This is a genomic window from Streptomyces sp. CG4 (assembly GCF_041080655.1).
GTDB lineage: Bacteria > Actinomycetota > Actinomycetes > Streptomycetales > Streptomycetaceae > Streptomyces.
Genome location: NZ_CP163525.1, coordinates 622,017 through 638,546 on the forward strand (window position 1 = coordinate 622,017; position 16,530 = coordinate 638,546).

The following is a 16,530-nucleotide window of genomic DNA, read 5'->3' on the forward strand; positions in this document are numbered from 1 at the left end:
TGTTCACCTGCACGCCATGATGGCTCCGCCGACACGCTGCGCAACGGGCGCAGCATGCATGCTCGTACGACGCACAGACGTTCTGTCCGGAGGGGTAGACCACCATGGCAAGCAGAGGAAGACGAGCCGCGATGCGGAGCCTGGGCGCACTGACGGGAGCCGCCGCGCTCACCGTGCTCGGCAGCAACGCGCCCGGCTGGGCGGCGGCGCCCACCGCGGCGAACGGCGGGCACTCCTCGACCGCGACGCCGATCAAGCACGTCGTCGTGCTCTTCGACGAGAACATCTCCTTCGACCACTACTTCGCCACGTACCCGAAGGCCGCGAACACCGACGGCACGAAGTTCACCGCGTCGAAGAACACCCCGAAGGACATCGACACCCTCGCGCACGCCGGGCTGCTGACGAAGAACCCGAACCAGTACGCGCCGAAGCGGCTGTCCTCGTCGCAGGCGATGACCTGCGACCAGAACCACTCCTACGGTGCGGAGCAGTACGCCTACAACGGCGGCAAGGCCGACCAGTTCGTGCAGAACACCGAGGTCGACAAGTGCAGCGGCGGCCTGTTCGGCGAGCCGGGCCTGGCGATGGACTACTACGACGGCAACACCGTCACCGGGCTGTGGAACTACGCCCAGAACTACTCGCTGAGCGACCGCTCCTACAGCTCGAACTACGGCCCGTCCACGCCCGGCGCCCTGAACCTGATCTCCGGCAACACGCACGGCGCGGTCTCCGTGGACGCGGCCACCGGCAAGCAGACGCCGAAGCCGGACGCGTACGCGATCGCGTCGCCCGACGCCAAGGGTGTCGGCACGGTCATAAACGACCCGGACCCGGCCTTCGACGACTGCTCCGGCAAGGACCACACCAGCACCAACGCGCTGGCGGCGCTGCAGGGCAAGAACATCGGTGACCTGCTCAACGCCAAGAAGGTCTCCTGGGGCTGGTTCCAGGGCGGCTTCCGTCCGTCGACCGCGTGGAACGGCACGTCCGGCTCGTACGCCAAGTGCGACGCCGCGCACACCAACGTGGGCGGCGCGTCCGTGGTGGACTACAGCCCGCACCACAACCCGTTCTCGTACTACAAGTCGACGGCGAACCCGCACCACCTGGCGCCGAAGTCCGTCTCGGAGATCGGCCACAGCGGTCAGGCCAACCACAACTACGACCTGACCGACTTCTCCGCCGCGCTCAAGGCGGGCAAGCTGCCGGCCGTCAGCTTCCTCAAGGCCGGTGAGTACCAGGACGGCCACGCCGGCTACTCCGACCCCACCGACGAGCAGCACTTCCTGATCGACCAGATCAACGCGATCCAGAGCTCGCCGCAGTGGAAGTCCACCGCGGTCGTGGTCGCCTACGACGACTCCGACGGCTGGTACGACCACGCCTATGTCGTCCCGAAGAACGGTTCGGCGGACTCCACGGTCGCCTCCAACGGCAAGGCCACGGACAGCCAGGCCTGCCAGAAGGGCCCGAAGGCGTCCGGTGGTTACGCGGACCGCTGTGGCCCGGGTACCCGCCAGCCGCTGCTCGTCGTCTCGCCGTACAGCAAGGTGAACAAGGTCGACCACACGCTGACCAACCAGGCGTCCATCACGCGCTTCATCGAGGACAACTGGAAGACCGGCCAGATCGGTGACCACTCCTTCGACGCGACGGCCGGCTCGCTGTCGGGCATGTTCGACTTCCGGCACCCGAACAACAAGCAGGTGCTGCTGAACTCCGACGGCTCCGTCAAGCACGTCGGCCCGATCCAGCACGTCGCCCCGGTGTCCACGAACATCACCCCGGGTCCGGCGATGCAGAACGCGGCCGACACGACCGACACCTCCGGCTTCCCGGCCCTGCCGGTCGGCCTCGGCGTGGGCGCCCTGGTGGCCGCGGGTGCGACCGGCACGTACCTGACGATGCGCCGCAGGCAGCGCGCCTGACCTTTCCCGCATGAAGCGCGCCCCCGGTCGGTGGCGAATTCCAGGGGTCGTTGCAACACTGCTGGTCAGCTGGCTAGGTCCAGGAGCTTAGCGAGGCGCTCGGCTGGGGTTTCCCAGCCGAGCGTTTTGCGTGGGCGGCTGTTCAGTTCGGCGGCGACGGCCGCCAGGTCCTCGGGGGTGTGAGCGGCCAGGTCGGTGCCCTTGCGAAAGTACTGTCGCAGCAAGCCGTTGGTGTTCTCGTTGGAGCCGCGGTGCCAGGGGCTGGCCGGGTCGCAGAAGTAGACCGGGATGTCGGTGGCAACGGTGAACGCCCGGTGGGCAGCCATCTCCGAGCCCTGGTCCCAGGTCAGGGATCGCCAGAGGTGCCGTGGGAGGGTCTGGACGGTCGTGGCGAGCGCGTTGCGGGTGGCGATAGCGCTGTGGCCGACCGGCAGGTGCACGAGCATGACGTAGCGGGTGGACCGCTCGACGAGGGTGCCGATGGCGGAACGGCCGTCCTTGCCGATGATGAGATCGCCCTCCCAGTGTCCGGGGACGGCCCGGTCGGCGGCTTCGGCAGGGCGTTCGCTGATCAGGACCATGTCCTTGATGGCACGGGAGGCACGCTTGTGGGCCTGGCGGTGCGCCCGCCGCCGGGCCCCCGGTTCTTCCGGATCTCGAACTCCATCGCATCCCCTGAGCTGGGGTGTTGCGACGACCACTAGAACTCAAGCTGCGACGGGGGCGCGTTCGTGTGCGGGTCCTGCTCAGTCGAGTCCGAGGCCGCGGCGGCCGGTGGTGCCCAGCCGGTCGGCGGTGAAACGGCCGGTCCAGGAACGCTCGTAGTGCTCCTCGGGGAAGTCGCCCGGGCTGGAGCCGGAGAGGAAGGCCTCGCGTACGGAGGCCGCGTACCGCTCGTTGCGCGGGCACCAGGGCGCGGCGGGGATGTACATGACGTTGCCCCAGCCCTTCTGGTCCCGCACCGGGGCGACGCTGTGGATCATGTCGCAGTGCCACCAGACGGAGTCGCCGGCCCGCACGTCCGGGATGCCGGTGAGCGCCTCCAGCAGCAGCGGGTGCCACTTCTCGCTCGCGGGGAAGACCTGGTCGACGGTGACGCCGCACATGTCGTCGTCGGGGACGTCCGGCAGCAGGGGGCGCAGCATCAGACAGGCCATCGCCTCGGGGACCGGCACGGTGTGCAGCACGCCCTGGTCGTGGTCCATGTCGGACAGCGCGGTCCAGCCCTGGAAGGTGCGGAACGCCGAGCACATGGTGGAGCCCGGGTACTGCGGGCCGGCGGTGCGGTGCGCGGCGTCCCAGGGGTCGTAGCTCTCGACGCTTCCGTCGAAGAGGTGCCGGAACGCGCGCTGATAGGCCTCGGTCATCCACAGGTCGAGGGTGCCGGGATCGCAGTGGGGGCCGAGGCCGCGGGAGTCGGTGCCCGGCGGGCGGCGCCGGATGCGGTCGGGGTAGAGCGCGTCACGGTCGGGGTCGAACCAGCGCACGCCGTCGGAGGTGTGCGTCCAGAAGGAGTTCAGGAAGGACTGCACACGGGCCGTGCGGTCGCTCTGCCGGGCCTCCATCTGGGCCGTGGACCAGTAGATCGGATAGATCTCGGGCTTGGAGCCGACGCTGCCGAAGAAGTCGTCGCCGGGCCCGGTGTAGTTCTCGAAGAACCGGTTGCGCTCGACGTAGTCGACGATCGACGCGTCCCAGGCGAGGGCCTGTTCGCGCGGGAAGTGGCCGCGTACGACGAGACATCCGCGCTGCTTCACCAGGTCGGCCTGCGCGGCGCGCACGGTGCCGTTCTCGATGTCGGCGTAGTCGATCACCGGCCAGACGCGCTCCCCGGCCTCCCGCTCCGCCTTGATCTCGGCGACCCGGGCGGCCACGCGCCGCTCGGCGGCGGCGTACACCTCCGCGACGGACCGTCCGGAGGCCTCGATCCGGGCCCGCAGCGCCTGCTTGATCCCGCGGATCGCGGCGGGCAGATCCTCGGGGACGGTCTCCCAGTGCGGCAGCTGCGCGGACGACTGCTGCTGGTCGGCGACGCGTGTCATGGCCCGGCTCCTTTGGTCAGGACTCCTTACCAAATCCAGGCTAGGGGCACGACCGACCTTTAGGCAACAGTCCTTACTAGAATGGTCCGCATGACCCCGGCCAAGCCCTCCCTGGACATGCTGCGCGCTCTCACGGACGAGCACGTGCTGCGCACCCTCATGGACCATCCACGCCTGACGCGGGCGGAGATCTCGGCGCTGACCGGCATCTCGAAGCCGACCATCTCCGACGGCGTGCAGCGTCTGGCCGACGCGGGTCTGCTGGTGGACACCGGCGAGCGCACGACGGGACGCGGACGCGCGGGCTCCTACTACGCACTGGCACCCCGGCTCGGGCTCGCCCTGGTCGCGAGCATCTCCCCGTACGGCGTGACGGCCGAGGCGGTGGACGCGCACGGCGCCGCCGTCGCCGAGACCCGGGTCGAGCTCGGCCGCAACGCGGGCGAGCACCTCGCGGTCAAGGCCCTGGCGCAGGCCGCCCGCCGGCTGGGCAGGACGGCACCGGGCGGACTGCGCACCGCGGTCGTCAGCGCCGCCGATCCCGTCGACCGCGCGACCGGCCGGCTGGTCCGGCTGCCCGACTCGCCGTTCCTGGTCGGCGACCTCGACCCCACCGCCGTCCTCGCCCCGTACGTCGACGGACCCGTGCTGGTGGACAACGACGTCAACTGGGCCGCCCGCGCGGAGCGTTCCACGGGATGCGCCGCCGGCGTCGACGACTTCGTCTACGTCCACCTCGGCGAGGGGCTGGGCTGTGCGGTGGTCGCCGACGGCGCCGTACGGCGCGGCCACCGGGGCCTCAGCGGCGAGATCGCCCACGTGCCCACGGCCGGACCGGACGGTACGGCGATGCCGCTGATCGAGGTGTTCGCCGTGCTCGGCCTGCGCCGGGCCGACTCGACGGCCATCGACGTCGCGACGCTGGAGGCGGCCGTCGCCGGTGACGACGAGCAGGCCCACCGGGTGCGGGAGACCCTCGCCCGGGCTGTCGGCGGCGTCGTGTCCGCGGCCGTCTGCCTCACCGACCCGGAGCTGATCGTGATCGCCGGCGAGTGGGGCCGCCATCCGCGCCTGATCGCCGCGTTCGAGGCGCACGCGGCCCGCGGCCCACGCCCGGTCCGCATCGCGGCCGGAAGCGTGTCCGCGCCCGACCTGACGGGGGCACGCACGCGTGCCGTGGACGAACTGCGCACCCTGATCGTCCGGTCCGCGCACCCCGACGCATGAACACGCGACGGCACCGCCCGGGAAATCGGGTGGTCGGCCCGCGGCGGCGATGGTGAGATGGCGCGATGCACCGTGCGTATGCGATCGCCGTGGACCGGAGCACCTACCAGTACGCGCCGACTCCGTGGGAACAGGAGTCGTGGCGGGACGCGGCCATGGCCTGGGTGGCGGACCGGCTCGCCGAACGCGGCCTGCGGATGGGCGGTGACCTCGCGGTACGGCTGCGTCCGTGGTCCGTGCTGGTGCGGGTGCCCGTCGAGGGGCGGGACGCCGTCTGGTTCAAGGCGAATCCGCCGGCCGGCGCCTTCGAGGGGCCGTTGACCGCGGCGCTGGCCCGCTGGGTGCCGGGGCAGGTCCTGGAGCCACTGGCCGTCGACGCCGAGCGCGCGTGGGTGCTGCTGCCCGACGGCGGAGAACTGTTCCGCTCCGTGCTCTCCCGCGCGCCGGTCGAGCCGCGGGCCTGGGAGGACCTGCTGCGCCAGTACGCGAGCCTGCAGCAGGCCGTGACCCCGCACGCGCACGAGATCGAACGGCTCGGGGTGCCCTCCACCCGGACCCTCGACCTGCCCTCGGCGTTCGACAGACTGCTCACGCACAACACCGCGCTGCTTCCGGAGACCCGCGCCCGGCTGGAGCGGCTACGGCCCCGCCTCACGGACTGGTGCGCCGAACTCGCGTCCGCCGGCATCGAGGACACGCTGGACCATGCCGACCTGCACGACGGCCAGCTGTTCCGGCCGGCACCGGGCCGGTACACCTTCTTCGACTGGGGCGACGCGGCCGTCTCGCACCCGTTCTGCAGCCTGCGGATCCCGGTCGAAAAGGCGCGGGCACGATACGGACCGCAGGTCCTGCCCCGCCTGCTCGACGCCTACCTGGAGGCCTGGACGGCTCCCGGCCGCACAGCGGCGGACCTGCGCCGCGCCGCACACCTCGCCTGGCGCCTGAGCGCCCTCGGCCGCGCCGCGTCCTGGGGTCGCACGTTCCCGGACCCGTCGAGGACGGCCTCGGGCGACGAACACAGCGCCGAGTCCCTGCTGGACCTGCTCAACGAGCCCCCGTTCTGAGGGAGTTCGGCCTGGGGCGAGCATCGGTACGGCGGGTGTTCCTCACACGGTGGGCCAGGTGTCGTCGCGTCAGGCCGGGGACGAGGGACGTTGCAGCCGAGCCCCTCCAAGGCCGACTCGCGGAGGGTGGCGATCGGAGTACGGAACCGTCCCCGCGGGCCACACCCCGCCGGTCGGTCCGCCGTGCGCGCTCGCCCGGCCCCGCCACCCGGCGGACACTGGACCCCATGACCCCACGGGATCCTGCGACCGTGACTCGTACGCCCACCGCTCCCCCGCCCGGTCGCCGGGCCGTGCTGGCCGTCCTCGCCGGAGTCGCGCTCGGCGCGGCCGGCTGCTCCGGTCGTACGGCACCGGCCGGGCACCCACGCCAAGGGGCACCGACCCAGGGGGCACCGAGCCACAGCGGTTCGCCTTCGCCGTCCCCCGGCCTCCCGCACACCACGCCCTGGCGGCCGACGTCCGCCGAAGTCCAGCCGGCGGCCAAGCTGCGCGCCGTGCAGTTGGTTGAGGCGATCGGTGCGTGGCCGGCCGGGCACGGCGGTGCGGCGGCGGCACGGGCGAGGGTCGCGGCGCTCGGGCTGCCGACGGCCCTCGTGGACCAGACCGGGCCGCTGCTGCCGGCGGCCGACGCGGCGGCGCTGCAGGTCGTGGACGCGCAGTACGGCGGGATCCTGTCCCGGTCGGCCAGTGTGCTGGTGGTGTGCCGGCAGTGGACCCGGCGCGGCGGCACGGTGAGCGCGGGCGGGACGACGGTCGACGTGCGCCTGTCGCGGTCGGGGGCGGGGTCGGGCTGGACGGTTGACGCGCTGCATCCGGCCGACCCGGGACCGGCCGCCCGGTCGTTGGCGCCGGACGTCCGGACCGTGCTGTCCGACGACCGGATCACGCTGCCGCCCGCCGCCGTGGCGGACCTGCGCAGTGGTCAGGTGCACACCAGCGTGGCCGGGGCGATGCTCGCGCTGGCGCGGACGTACCGGCTGGAGGTCAGCGTCGTCCGCTCCGGGCATCCGCTGGACGTCTTCGGCACCAGCCGGCCCAGCGACCATCCGCGGGGCCGAGCCTTCGACGTGTGGCGGATCGACGGCCACGCGGTCGTCGACCCGGCGACCTCACGTGGCCTGATCGAGCAGTTCATGCGGGACGCGGCGGCCGCCGGATCGTACAACGTGGGCGGTCCCGTGCTGCTGTCCGGCGGCGGCCCCGGCCAGTTCTTCAGCGACGCCACCCATCACGACCACGTGCACATCGGCTTCCGCAGCTGACGGCATCCGATGGCATCCGTCGGCACCCGACCGCACCTGCCCGCACCTGCCCGTGTCACCCGTTCGGCTCTACCGCCGGTGGCCCGGTCAGGGGCTCCGCCGCCGCCCTCTCAACGGCCTTCACCCGGCTCCGCGGGTTGCGCCGGCTGCGCGGGCGTCGTGACGCTGGAGCCGACACACCCCGGGAGGTGAAGTGGCTCCGGCACACGACACCCTGCCGTCGGGCGGCCTCGGCCGCCGGCGATTCCTCACCCTGTGCGCGGGCGCCGGCCTCGGCACGGCCGCCGCCTGCACGGCGGCACCGCCGCATCCGCACTCCACCGCGGCCCCTGACGGGCGACTGCGGCCCGAGGCGGAGCAGGACGCGCCGGGCACCGCCGACTGGCTTCTCGCCTCCACCGGCTCGCCGGACGCGGTGACCGGCTACCCGGACCGGGTGAGCGTGACCCCGGGCGAGGAGTTCGGGCTGCATGTGTCCACCACCGCCGCGGCGTTCCGGGTGTCCGCGTTCCGGATCGGCTGGTACGGCGGGCGTCAGGCCCGCCGCATCTGGGCGTCCGGGCGCATACCCGGCCGCGCCCGGCCGGCTCCACGGCTGTTGCCCGCCACCCGCACCGTGCGCGCCGACTGGCCGGTGACGCTGCCGGTGGACACCACCGGCTGGCCGGAGGGCGCCTATCTGCTGCGGCTGGAGGCGGACAGCGGACACCAGCGCTACGTTCCGCTGATCGTCCGCTCCACCGCGGGCGCCGGCCGTACGGTCCTGCTGCACGCCCCGGCCACCTGGCAGGCGTACAACCGCTGGGGCGGCCGCAGCCTCTACAACGGCGCGTCCGGCGCCTACGCCACCCGCTCCCTCGCGGTCAGCTTCGACCGCCCCTACGACGGCACAGGGGCCGAGAAGTTCCTGGTGTACGAGCGGGCGCTGGTGGTACTGGCCGAGCGCCTCGGCATACCGCTCGCGTACACCACCGGCGTCGACGTCCACCGCGATCCCGGGGTGCTGCGCGGCGCGCACGCCGTCGTCTGTCTGGGCCACGACGAGTACTGGACGCCGGAGCAGCGAGCCCATGTGACCGCCGCCCGGGACGCCGGGACGAACATCGCCTTCCTCGGCGCGAACACGTGCTTCCGCCGGGTCCGGCTAGAGGCCGGGGAGGCCGCGGGCGACCGTACGGTGGTCTGCTACAAGAGCTCCTACCGCGCCGACCCCTGTTACGACTCCCACCCGGCGCTGGTCACCACCGACTACCGTCTGGCGCCCGCCCCGGATCCGGAGTCCTCGCTGACCGGCGTGCTCTACGAGGGCTATCCGGTCGACGCCCCCTATGTCGTCCGGGCCGCCGATCACTGGCTGTACGACGGCACCGGCGCGCGCTCCGGCGACGCCTTCGCCCATCTCGTCGGCGTCGAGTACGACCGGATCACCCCCGGCGCCCCCACCCCGGGACCGCTGGAGATCATCGCGCACTCCCCACTGGTCTGCGGCGGGCGGCCCAGCCACAGCGACTCGGCGTACTACACGACTTCCGGCGGCGCGGGCGTGTTCGCGACCGGCACCATGCGCTGGGTGGAGGGGCTGGTGGCCGGGACGGGCACGCTGGGACGCGACCACGGCATGGACGCCCGCACCCGCGCCTTGGTCACGCGCACGACGGAGAACCTCCTGCGTACGTTCGCGACGGGACCCGCGGCCCGGCACGCCCCGCCGCCCCGCGCCAATGTGCGTGCGGTGTACGGGACCTGACGCAGGGTCAGCCCTGCTGCTCCGTCGTGGCGTGCCGTCCTCCCGAGCGCATATGGTCCCTGCGGGCCAGGTTGTAGATCCGCAGGAGATGCTTGGCCACGGCGCAGGCCGCGCCGTCGGCGTGGCACTGACGGCACGTCCGCACGTGCTGCTCATAGGTGAGGCGCGCGTTTTCCAACGCGTCGTTGAGAGAATTCATGGATATCTGGGACATCTCCGGGCAGGGCGCGTCCTGGGACAGCGCCTAGTTGACTGACTGGTACACCCGGAGCCAAGGTGATCATGTTACTGGCGGTACTGGGAAACTCGTACCGCCGTTCACCGCTGCGCGGTGGTGTTCGCCCCGTCCAGCGTCTCCCGGATGATGTCCGCGTGCCCGGCGTGCTGGGCCGTCTCGCGGATCAGGTGCAGCAGGATGCGCCGGGCGGACCAGTACACGGTCTCGGGCGGGGACCAGGGGGTCCTGGGCAGCGGGACGATCCGGTCCAGAGCGGGCAGAGCCGCGACGGCGCCTTCGAGCGCGCGGGTCCCGGCCGCGTACTCCTTCAGCAGGCCGGCGAGCGTGTCGCCGTCCGCCATGCGGTATTGGCCGAGGTCGAGCATGCCCTCCGGCACCTCGCCGTCGCCCTTCGCCATGATCTGCGCCCACACCCGCTCGCCGCGCGCCAGGTGCTTGACGATGCCGCCCAGCGTCAGCTCGCTCACCGTGGTCCGGCGGGCTGCCTCGGCGTCGGTCAGGCCGCGCACGGTGATGAGCAGCAACTCCCGCTGTTCGGCCAGGGCTTGGAGCAGTTCGGCGGACTCGTCGGACGGCAGGGACGCGTGGTTCTCCGGTGAAGTGACCATGGCTCCACCGTAGGGTGGATATAGGCCAGAAAGTGTCCGCTTTAAGGGAGTTGCTGTCCGCCATGGCCATGACGGGGCTCGCCGGAGCACCCCGACTGCCACGGTCAGGCACCGGCGTTCCGGCCGCACCCGCACCCGCACCCGCCGACGAACTCGCCGAGTCTCCGGTGGTGTTGACCGTGGCAGGCGGGCATGTGGTGCACCGGCGCGCCCGACGGCCCGCGTCAGCGGCGGGTCGGTCCGGGGGCAGCGGCTTCCGCCCCTGTTGTTCCTGTGACCGGCACGGGAGACCGTTTCCGGTCACAGGGAGAGGTACCCGGAGCGGTTGGTCAAGGATCAGCGAGGTTGCCTCACGGTCAGGCCCCGCCGAAGCACACGAATGTCCGGATCCTGTCCCCTCCACCGATCTGACCAGCACGTATGTGAGAGAGTCCGCGGAGCTGGAGGCATACCGCGTGGCCGAAGACGACCGGGTCGGCTGACCCGTTCGGGGTACGCCGGGCTAAGATCGAAGGTGGCATCGCGTGTCGGTCACCGGCCGGGTGAGGCATGGAGGTGCCAGGACATGACCAGGAGGCTTTCCTTGTCAGTCGAGTTGAACCACACCATCGTCCACGCCCGGAACAACCGCGAGTCCGCCGACTTCTTCACCGAGCTGCTCGGTCTCGAGCCCGCCAAGGAGTGGGGCCCGTTCGTCGCGGTCACCCTCAGCAACGGAGTCACGCTGGACTACGCCACCGCCCCCGAGGACCAGATCACGCCACAGCACTACGCGTTCCTGGTCTCCGAGGAGGAGTTCGAGGCCGCGTACCAGCGGATCGTCGAACGCGGCATGGAGCACTGGGCGGACCCGCACCAGAAGCAGCCCGGCACGATCAACCACAACGACGGCGGTCGCGGCGTGTACTTCCTGGACCCGGCAGGCCACGCCATGGAACTGCTGACCGTCCCCTACGGCGGCTGGCCGTCGTAACCGGCGCGCCCGTCACCTGCCGGGAGGCGTGAGGTCCACTCGGTGGTGCGCGCGTCGAGGCGGGCCGGCAGGTCGGCGCACCGCACAGTCGAGGCCGCTCGCGCCGGTCGCCGAGCACGCAGATCACGCCCTCGTGACCGGCGGCGGGTCGCCTGCTCGGTGACCTGCCGTCCGGTCGGGCCGTTCGCGCCGAGGACAAGCTCCCGGTCGTGAAGCAGGACGGGACGCGTCCGAAGGTCCACGAGACACTCGCGAAGCGTCAAGCCACCTGAAATTACTGGAAGTTGGCGTACCCCGGCTTGTAGCCTGGCCGTCGAGGACACGCGAAGACACAGTCCGGTATGGGTTAGTCCGGACGGGCTTCACGGCACTGAACACCTCACCTCGTGGCCGGTACCCCCGCAGGGACTGCGGCCGCCAGGTGTGACCTGCGTGTTCCTTCTCCGTCATGGCACGAGGAAGGAACAGTCGGCATGCCGTACCCACATGTGATCATCATTGGCTCGGGCCTCGGCGGGCTCTGCCTGGCGCAGGGCCTGCGGCGCCGGGGCATCAGTTTCCGCGTGTACGAACGGGACGCTTCCCTGACGTCCCGTCACCAGGGCTACCGAATCCACATCGACACCCGAGGCGACGACGCGCTACGCGATGTGCTGCCGCCCGAGCTGTACCGGTTGTTCCAGGCCACGGCCGGAGTGCCGCTTCCCCGGACCCCCGTATTCGACGCCCGGTTGCGGCAGTTGGCCGTGCTGGAAGGAGACGGCGGCACCCATCTCGCGGCCGATCGGCTGACGCTGCGGCAGATCCTGCTGACCGGCGTGGCGGACGCCGTCGTGTTCGGCAAGCGGTTCACCCGCTACCGTGCCGGCGCCGACGGCGGTGTCGTCGCCCGCTTCGACGACGGGACCGAGACACGCGGTGATGTGTTGGTGGCCGCCGACGGCGTGCATTCCCCGGTGCGCCGGCAGTATCTCCCGCACGCCCGGGTCGTGGACACCGGTCTGCGGCAGCTGTACGGGAAGGTCCCGCTCACGAAGGCCACGCGGGCCCTGTTCCCCGCCGACATGTTCGCCGTGTTCACACCGGTCATCGGTCCCGGGAAGCAGTTCGTCGGTGTCGCCCCGGTGGAATTCCCCGAACCCCCGGGACAGGCGGCCGACCGGCTCGCACCCACGGCGGCCCTCGCCGACACCGCGGACTACATGACCGTCTCCTTCGGCTCCCGCCACGAACTCCTTCCCTACGGCGACGCCGAGTTGAGGGCCATGACCGGTGCCGAACTGAGGGAGGTGACCCTGCGCCTGATCGAGGGGTGGCATCCCAGGGTCCGCCGGATCATCGAGCACTGGCGGCCCGAAACCGTCTTCCCGCTGACCCTGCGGACCAGCGTGCCCGTTCCTGCCTGGCGGCCGACCCCCGTCACGCTGCTCGGGGACGCGGTGCACGCGATGAGTCCCGCGGGCGGAATCGGCGCCAACACCGCGCTGTACGACGCCAGCCTTCTCGCCGCTGCGTTGGAGCGGGCGGCCGACGGCCGGCCGATCGCCGGCATCGTCGCCGGGTACGAATCGGTGATGACCGTGAACGGCTTCGACGCGGTGCGTCTCTCCGCGGACAACGGACGGCGCATGCTGGGCCAGAACCCCTTGCCGGTGTCCTGAAGAACGGCTTCGGGCGGGACGCCTTCGTGCGCGACGTCCCGCCCGTCGGGCCTCCTGTGTCCGGCCGTACCGCCTTACGGCGTCACGACCTTGCCGCCGAACGTCACCACGAGATGCCCGTCCGAGGCGAAGGACCAGCCGAGCGCCCCGGAGTAGGCGGAGCAGCGGGAGCCGTTCGCACCGCCGTAGAACTGGTTGGAGCTGTCGGCGTCCCCGGACGTCTTGTCGTTCGAGCCGCTGACGGCGAAGCGGCACGAGGTGTTGCCGCGGAGCACCGAAGTGCCCTTGTCGAAGGCAAAGTTGAGCTCGGTGCTGTCGACGCTCACATTGTTGGAGACGGTCATCGTGCCGGGGTTGCCGTTGTAGGTGAACCCGTGGTGGCCGTTCTTGTACGCGCTGCCGTGCCGCAGCACATGGTTGACCGCGATGTCGTCGCCGCCGAGCTTGTAGCCGTTGCGGTCGCCGTTGAGGTTCTGGGTGCCGTCGGTGAGCGTGCCGTTGCCGTACGACCGGGAGTACTCGATGGTCACCGGGCCGATCGCGCCCGTGTCGGCCTTGGTGTAGAGGTCCCAGCCGTCGTCGATGTTGTTGTGGGAGACGTCGTAGCGGAAGACGTTCCCGGTTCCGGTGGCGAGCTTCGAGGCGAAACCGTCGGCGTTGTCGCCGGTGGAGTCCCTGTTGTCGTGCGACTCCGAGCTGACGATCAGGTTGTTCGACGGCCACTGGCCGCTCGGCGTGCCGGAGGCGATCCGGCCGAGCTGCAGACGGTCACTCCCCCGGTGCGACGATGCCGGCCACGAGGCGTGCCGCCTCCGCGACGAGCGCGTCGTCCGCTGCCGCATCCTGGGCGGCCTTGGTCGACAGCACGGTCAGCAGCACCGGAGTTCCCCGGGGCGTCCAGGCCACGCCGACGTCGTTGGCGGTCCCGTAGTCACCGGTGCCGGTCTTGTCCGCCAGCACCCAGTCGCGCGGCAGTCCGACGCCGAACCGTGCGGCGCTGGTGGTGTTGCCCTTCAGCCAGGTGACGAGCCGGGCCCGGTCGGCGCGGGTGAGCGCCCGGCCCAGGGTCAGCCGCTCGAAGCCGCGGCCGAGGGCCTCGGGAGTCGTGGTGTCGCGCAGGTCGCCGGGGATCGCGGTGTTCAGTTCCGGCTCCCACCGCTCGAGCCGGCTCTCCCGGTCGCCGAGCGAGCGGAAGAAGCGGGTGAGTCCGGCCGGGCCGCCGATCTGACGCAGCAGCAGATTGCCCGCCGCGTTGTCGCTGTACTGGATGGCCGCCGCGCACAGGTCCGCCACCGTCATGCCGGTGTCCACGTGCTCCGCGGTGCGCGGCGAGTGGGGCAGGAGGTCGTGCGGCGGATAGTGGATCACCGCGTCGAGCGGTGCGCAGTCGCCGTGGTCGCGCAGGACCGCCGCCGCGGCGAACGCCTTGAACGTCGAGCACATCGCGAACCGCTCCCCCGCCCGGTGGGACACGGTGCGCCCGGTGCGGACATTGCGCGCGTACACGCCGAGCCGCGCTCCGTGCCGCCGCTCCAGCTCGGTCAACTCCGCCTCGGTACCGCGCCGTTCGCCGCCCAGGGCCGCCGACGCGGCGGGCGCGGAGACCGCACCGGCCGCGACGGCCGCGGTGGTGACGGCGAGGCCCGCCTTGAACAGGCGGCGCCGGGCCATGGGGGTGGGGTGGTGGGGGCTGGTCATGGGCGCGGTCCTTCCGGTCGTCCGCCGTCCGCCGGCGTCCTGGATCTTCAACGCGGACAGCGAAGCACCAGCTGTGCGTTCATGTCCAAGAGTGAAGTTTGAACATCCCATGCATTATTGATATGAGTGCTGGATGGATCTCCTGGCACACCTGGAGGCGTACGTCGCCACGGCCGACGAGGCGAGCTTCTCCCGGGCGGCTGACCGGCTCGGCATCGCGCAGCCGCTGCTCAGCCGCCGCATCAAGACGCTGGAGGAGCACTTCGGCGGCCCGTTGTTCGACCGTTCGCGGCGGCAGATCACGACGACGGAGCTGGGAGTGCTCCTGCTGCCGTACGCGCGGGACGTGCTGGACCGGGCGCAGCGGCTGCGGCAGGTCGCCGGTGCGGCCGGGCGGGCGCGGCTTCGGGGCGTAGGGGTGCCCGCGCACTGCGCCCCGGCAGCGCTGGCGCGCGCGATCCGCGCCGGCGCCGAGCGCGGCATCACCCTCGGCATGTGTGAACTGCCGCCCCGGGAAAGGGTTTCCGGGCTGGCCGACGGCTCGCTCGCCTACGCTCTGGTGCGGGTTCCTCCGGAGCGGGGCGCGTACCGGGTGCCGCTGGGGCTGGCGTCCGCTCCGGAGCCGGAGGCAACGGATGGCGAGCGAGTCCCGGCGTTCGGCGGCGCCCGGCGCGCCATCCAGCTGGAGGACCTACGGCCCCGCCGTGGCCGGAGAGCCGAACCGGCCGCCCCGCTACCGGTGTTGACCCTGCCGGAGGATCAGGTACCGGCTCACCAGGACCGGCTGGAGCGTGCCGTGGCCCGGGCCGGACTGCCTCCGGGCCGGTTCCGGCCGGCCGGTCCCGCGGCCACCGCGCTCGCCGAGACGCTGGCCGGGCGAGCCCTGCTGCTGTGCGCCGAACCGTTCGCCCGGCAGCACGGGGCACGGTGGGCGCCGCTGGGCGACCGGTCACTGCACCGGGGGTACGAGGTGGGCGCCGCCCCGGACCGGACCGGTGCGGCGGACGTGCCGGACTGGCTGGTCCCGCTGCTGGCGGCGGCCGTGGGAGCCGCCCGCGAGCCTGGTCCGCCGGGCACCGGGACAGGCGCCGAGGACGTACCGGCGCGGCTGGCGGCCCGCGGATGAGCGCGGCACCTGGGCAGCATCCGGTGTACGTCGGGGACGACGGCGCTCTCCGCGACGTCGCCGAAGCGATCGCCACCGACTGGGCGGCCCTCGGCGTACGCGGCTCGTTCCTCGCCCGGAACCTCGACACGGGCGAGCAACTCAGCTTCGACATCGGGGAGTTGATGCCGCTGGCGTCGGTGGTGAAGGTGCCGTTCGCCCTCGTCGTACTGGACCGGATCGCGGCCGGGGACCTCGACCCGGCGACCCCGGTGCCGGTCGACCCGGCGAGGAGCAGCGTCGGCCCCACCGGGCTCGCGGCGTTCCGCCACCCGGCCACCGTGGCCGTCGGTGATCTGCTGCTGCTGATGCTGTCGGTGAGCGACAACGCCGCGGCGGACACCCTGCTCGATCTGGTGCCGGTGGCGGACGTGGACGAGCGGCTGCGCGCCTGGGGCTGCGGGGACATCCGGATGCGGCACCGGATGAACCACATGTACGAGTGCGCCGCCGGTGCCGCCGGCAACGACTTCTCGCTCGCGCTGGAACTGGCCCTCCGGGACGAGCGGGCGGGCCGTCACACCATCCAGACGCTGGACCCGGCGTACGCCAACGTCGGCTCGGCCGTGACCCTCGTCGAGCTGCTGCGGCGGGTGTGGTGCGACGAGGTCTCCGCCCCCTCGGCGACGGCGGAACTGCGCCGGCTGATGGGCCTGCAGGTCTTCACGCACCGGCTGGCGAGCGAGCTGCGGGCGGACACGCTGCGGTGGAGCGGCAAGACGGGTACGTTTCTGCAGCTGCGGCACGAGATCGGGGTGGTCGAGGCGGAGTCCGGGGATCGGGTGGCGATGGCTGCGCTGACCCGGGCTGACCGCTGCGCGGGGCTCGCGCCGGATGTCGACCTTGCGATCGGGGCGGCGGGGCGGGAGGCGTTCGAGATGCTGCGTCGGTGACGGAGCCGTTCG

General features: G+C 71.9%; 13 protein-coding genes and 2 pseudogenes. 9 read left to right on the plus strand and 6 right to left on the minus strand.

Going from position 1 to position 16,530, the window contains the following annotated elements:
• Nucleotides 1-131: 131 nt before the first annotated feature.
• On the plus strand, nucleotides 132-1,934 hold the full coding sequence (locus tag AB5L52_RS02875; RefSeq protein WP_369362517.1) for a phospholipase C: 1,803 nt from the start codon (nucleotides 132-134) through the stop codon (nucleotides 1,932-1,934).
• 65 nt (nucleotides 1,935-1,999) lie between these two features.
• Here AB5L52_RS02875 and AB5L52_RS02880 read toward each other — a convergent pair.
• A pseudogene (locus AB5L52_RS02880) lies at nucleotides 2,000-2,515 on the minus strand (IS30 family transposase); the annotation flags it as partial.
• A gap of 165 nt (nucleotides 2,516-2,680) precedes the next feature.
• The gene (locus AB5L52_RS02885; RefSeq protein ID WP_369362518.1) at nucleotides 2,681-3,976 is read right to left on the minus strand and encodes a DUF1479 domain-containing protein; all 1,296 of its coding nucleotides are present in this window, start codon (nucleotides 3,974-3,976) and stop codon (nucleotides 2,681-2,683) included.
• A gap of 90 nt (nucleotides 3,977-4,066) precedes the next feature.
• Between AB5L52_RS02885 and AB5L52_RS02890 the strand changes: the two genes are divergently transcribed.
• From AB5L52_RS02890 to AB5L52_RS02905, 4 genes are all read left to right on the plus strand, one after another.
• On the plus strand, nucleotides 4,067-5,203 hold the full coding sequence (locus AB5L52_RS02890; RefSeq protein ID WP_369362519.1) for an ROK family protein: 1,137 nt from the start codon (nucleotides 4,067-4,069) through the stop codon (nucleotides 5,201-5,203).
• A 65-nt stretch (nucleotides 5,204-5,268) separates the two neighbouring features.
• The gene (locus AB5L52_RS02895; protein ID WP_369362520.1) at nucleotides 5,269-6,270 is read left to right on the plus strand and encodes a phosphotransferase; all 1,002 of its coding nucleotides are present in this window, start codon (nucleotides 5,269-5,271) and stop codon (nucleotides 6,268-6,270) included.
• 251 nt (nucleotides 6,271-6,521) lie between these two features.
• Entirely contained in the window at nucleotides 6,522-7,535 is a 1,014-nt protein-coding gene (locus AB5L52_RS02900; RefSeq protein ID WP_369362521.1) for a hypothetical protein, read from the plus strand.
• Nucleotides 7,536-7,875: 340 nt separating this feature from the next.
• Nucleotides 7,876-9,282, plus strand: a complete 1,407-nt coding sequence (locus AB5L52_RS02905; protein ID WP_369368797.1) for a N,N-dimethylformamidase beta subunit family domain-containing protein — start codon at nucleotides 7,876-7,878, stop codon at nucleotides 9,280-9,282.
• Between the two features lie 7 nt (nucleotides 9,283-9,289).
• Here the strand turns inward: AB5L52_RS02905 and AB5L52_RS02910 are convergent, their stop codons facing one another.
• Together AB5L52_RS02910 and AB5L52_RS02915 are read right to left on the minus strand one after the other, a co-directional pair.
• Complete coding sequence (locus AB5L52_RS02910) at nucleotides 9,290-9,481, minus strand: hypothetical protein (protein ID WP_351033869.1); 192 nt, start codon at nucleotides 9,479-9,481, stop codon at nucleotides 9,290-9,292.
• A gap of 119 nt (nucleotides 9,482-9,600) precedes the next feature.
• On the minus strand, nucleotides 9,601-10,128 hold the full coding sequence (locus tag AB5L52_RS02915) for a DinB family protein (RefSeq protein ID WP_351033867.1): 528 nt from the start codon (nucleotides 10,126-10,128) through the stop codon (nucleotides 9,601-9,603).
• Between the two features lie 583 nt (nucleotides 10,129-10,711).
• Here AB5L52_RS02915 and AB5L52_RS02920 point away from each other — a divergent pair.
• Nucleotides 10,712-11,101: a VOC family protein gene (locus AB5L52_RS02920; RefSeq protein WP_351033864.1), complete on the plus strand. Its 390-nt coding sequence runs from the start codon at nucleotides 10,712-10,714 to the stop codon at nucleotides 11,099-11,101.
• A gap of 473 nt (nucleotides 11,102-11,574) precedes the next feature.
• A complete protein-coding gene (locus AB5L52_RS02925) occupies nucleotides 11,575-12,762 on the plus strand; it encodes an FAD-dependent oxidoreductase (RefSeq protein WP_369362522.1) in 1,188 nt (395 codons plus the stop codon).
• A gap of 74 nt (nucleotides 12,763-12,836) precedes the next feature.
• On the opposite strand, the pseudogene AB5L52_RS02930 reads toward AB5L52_RS02925, so the two are convergent.
• Together AB5L52_RS02930 and bla are read right to left on the minus strand one after the other, a co-directional pair.
• A pseudogene (locus AB5L52_RS02930) lies at nucleotides 12,837-13,526 on the minus strand (right-handed parallel beta-helix repeat-containing protein); the annotation flags it as partial.
• Between the two features lie 4 nt (nucleotides 13,527-13,530).
• The gene (bla, locus tag AB5L52_RS02935; protein WP_369362523.1) at nucleotides 13,531-14,460 is read right to left on the minus strand and encodes a class A beta-lactamase; all 930 of its coding nucleotides are present in this window, start codon (nucleotides 14,458-14,460) and stop codon (nucleotides 13,531-13,533) included.
• Between the two features lie 133 nt (nucleotides 14,461-14,593).
• Here bla and AB5L52_RS02940 point away from each other — a divergent pair, with 133 nt between their 5' ends.
• Nucleotides 14,594-15,586 carry a LysR family transcriptional regulator gene (locus AB5L52_RS02940; protein WP_369362524.1) on the plus strand — a complete coding sequence of 331 codons (993 nt, stop codon included), beginning with the start codon at nucleotides 14,594-14,596 and terminating at the stop codon, nucleotides 15,584-15,586.
• Nucleotides 15,583-16,518, plus strand: coding sequence for a serine hydrolase (locus AB5L52_RS02945; protein ID WP_369362526.1), 936 nt, complete (start codon nucleotides 15,583-15,585; stop codon nucleotides 16,516-16,518). The genes AB5L52_RS02940 and AB5L52_RS02945 overlap by 4 nt, the downstream gene beginning before the upstream one ends.
• Nucleotides 16,519-16,530 lie beyond the last annotated feature (12 nt).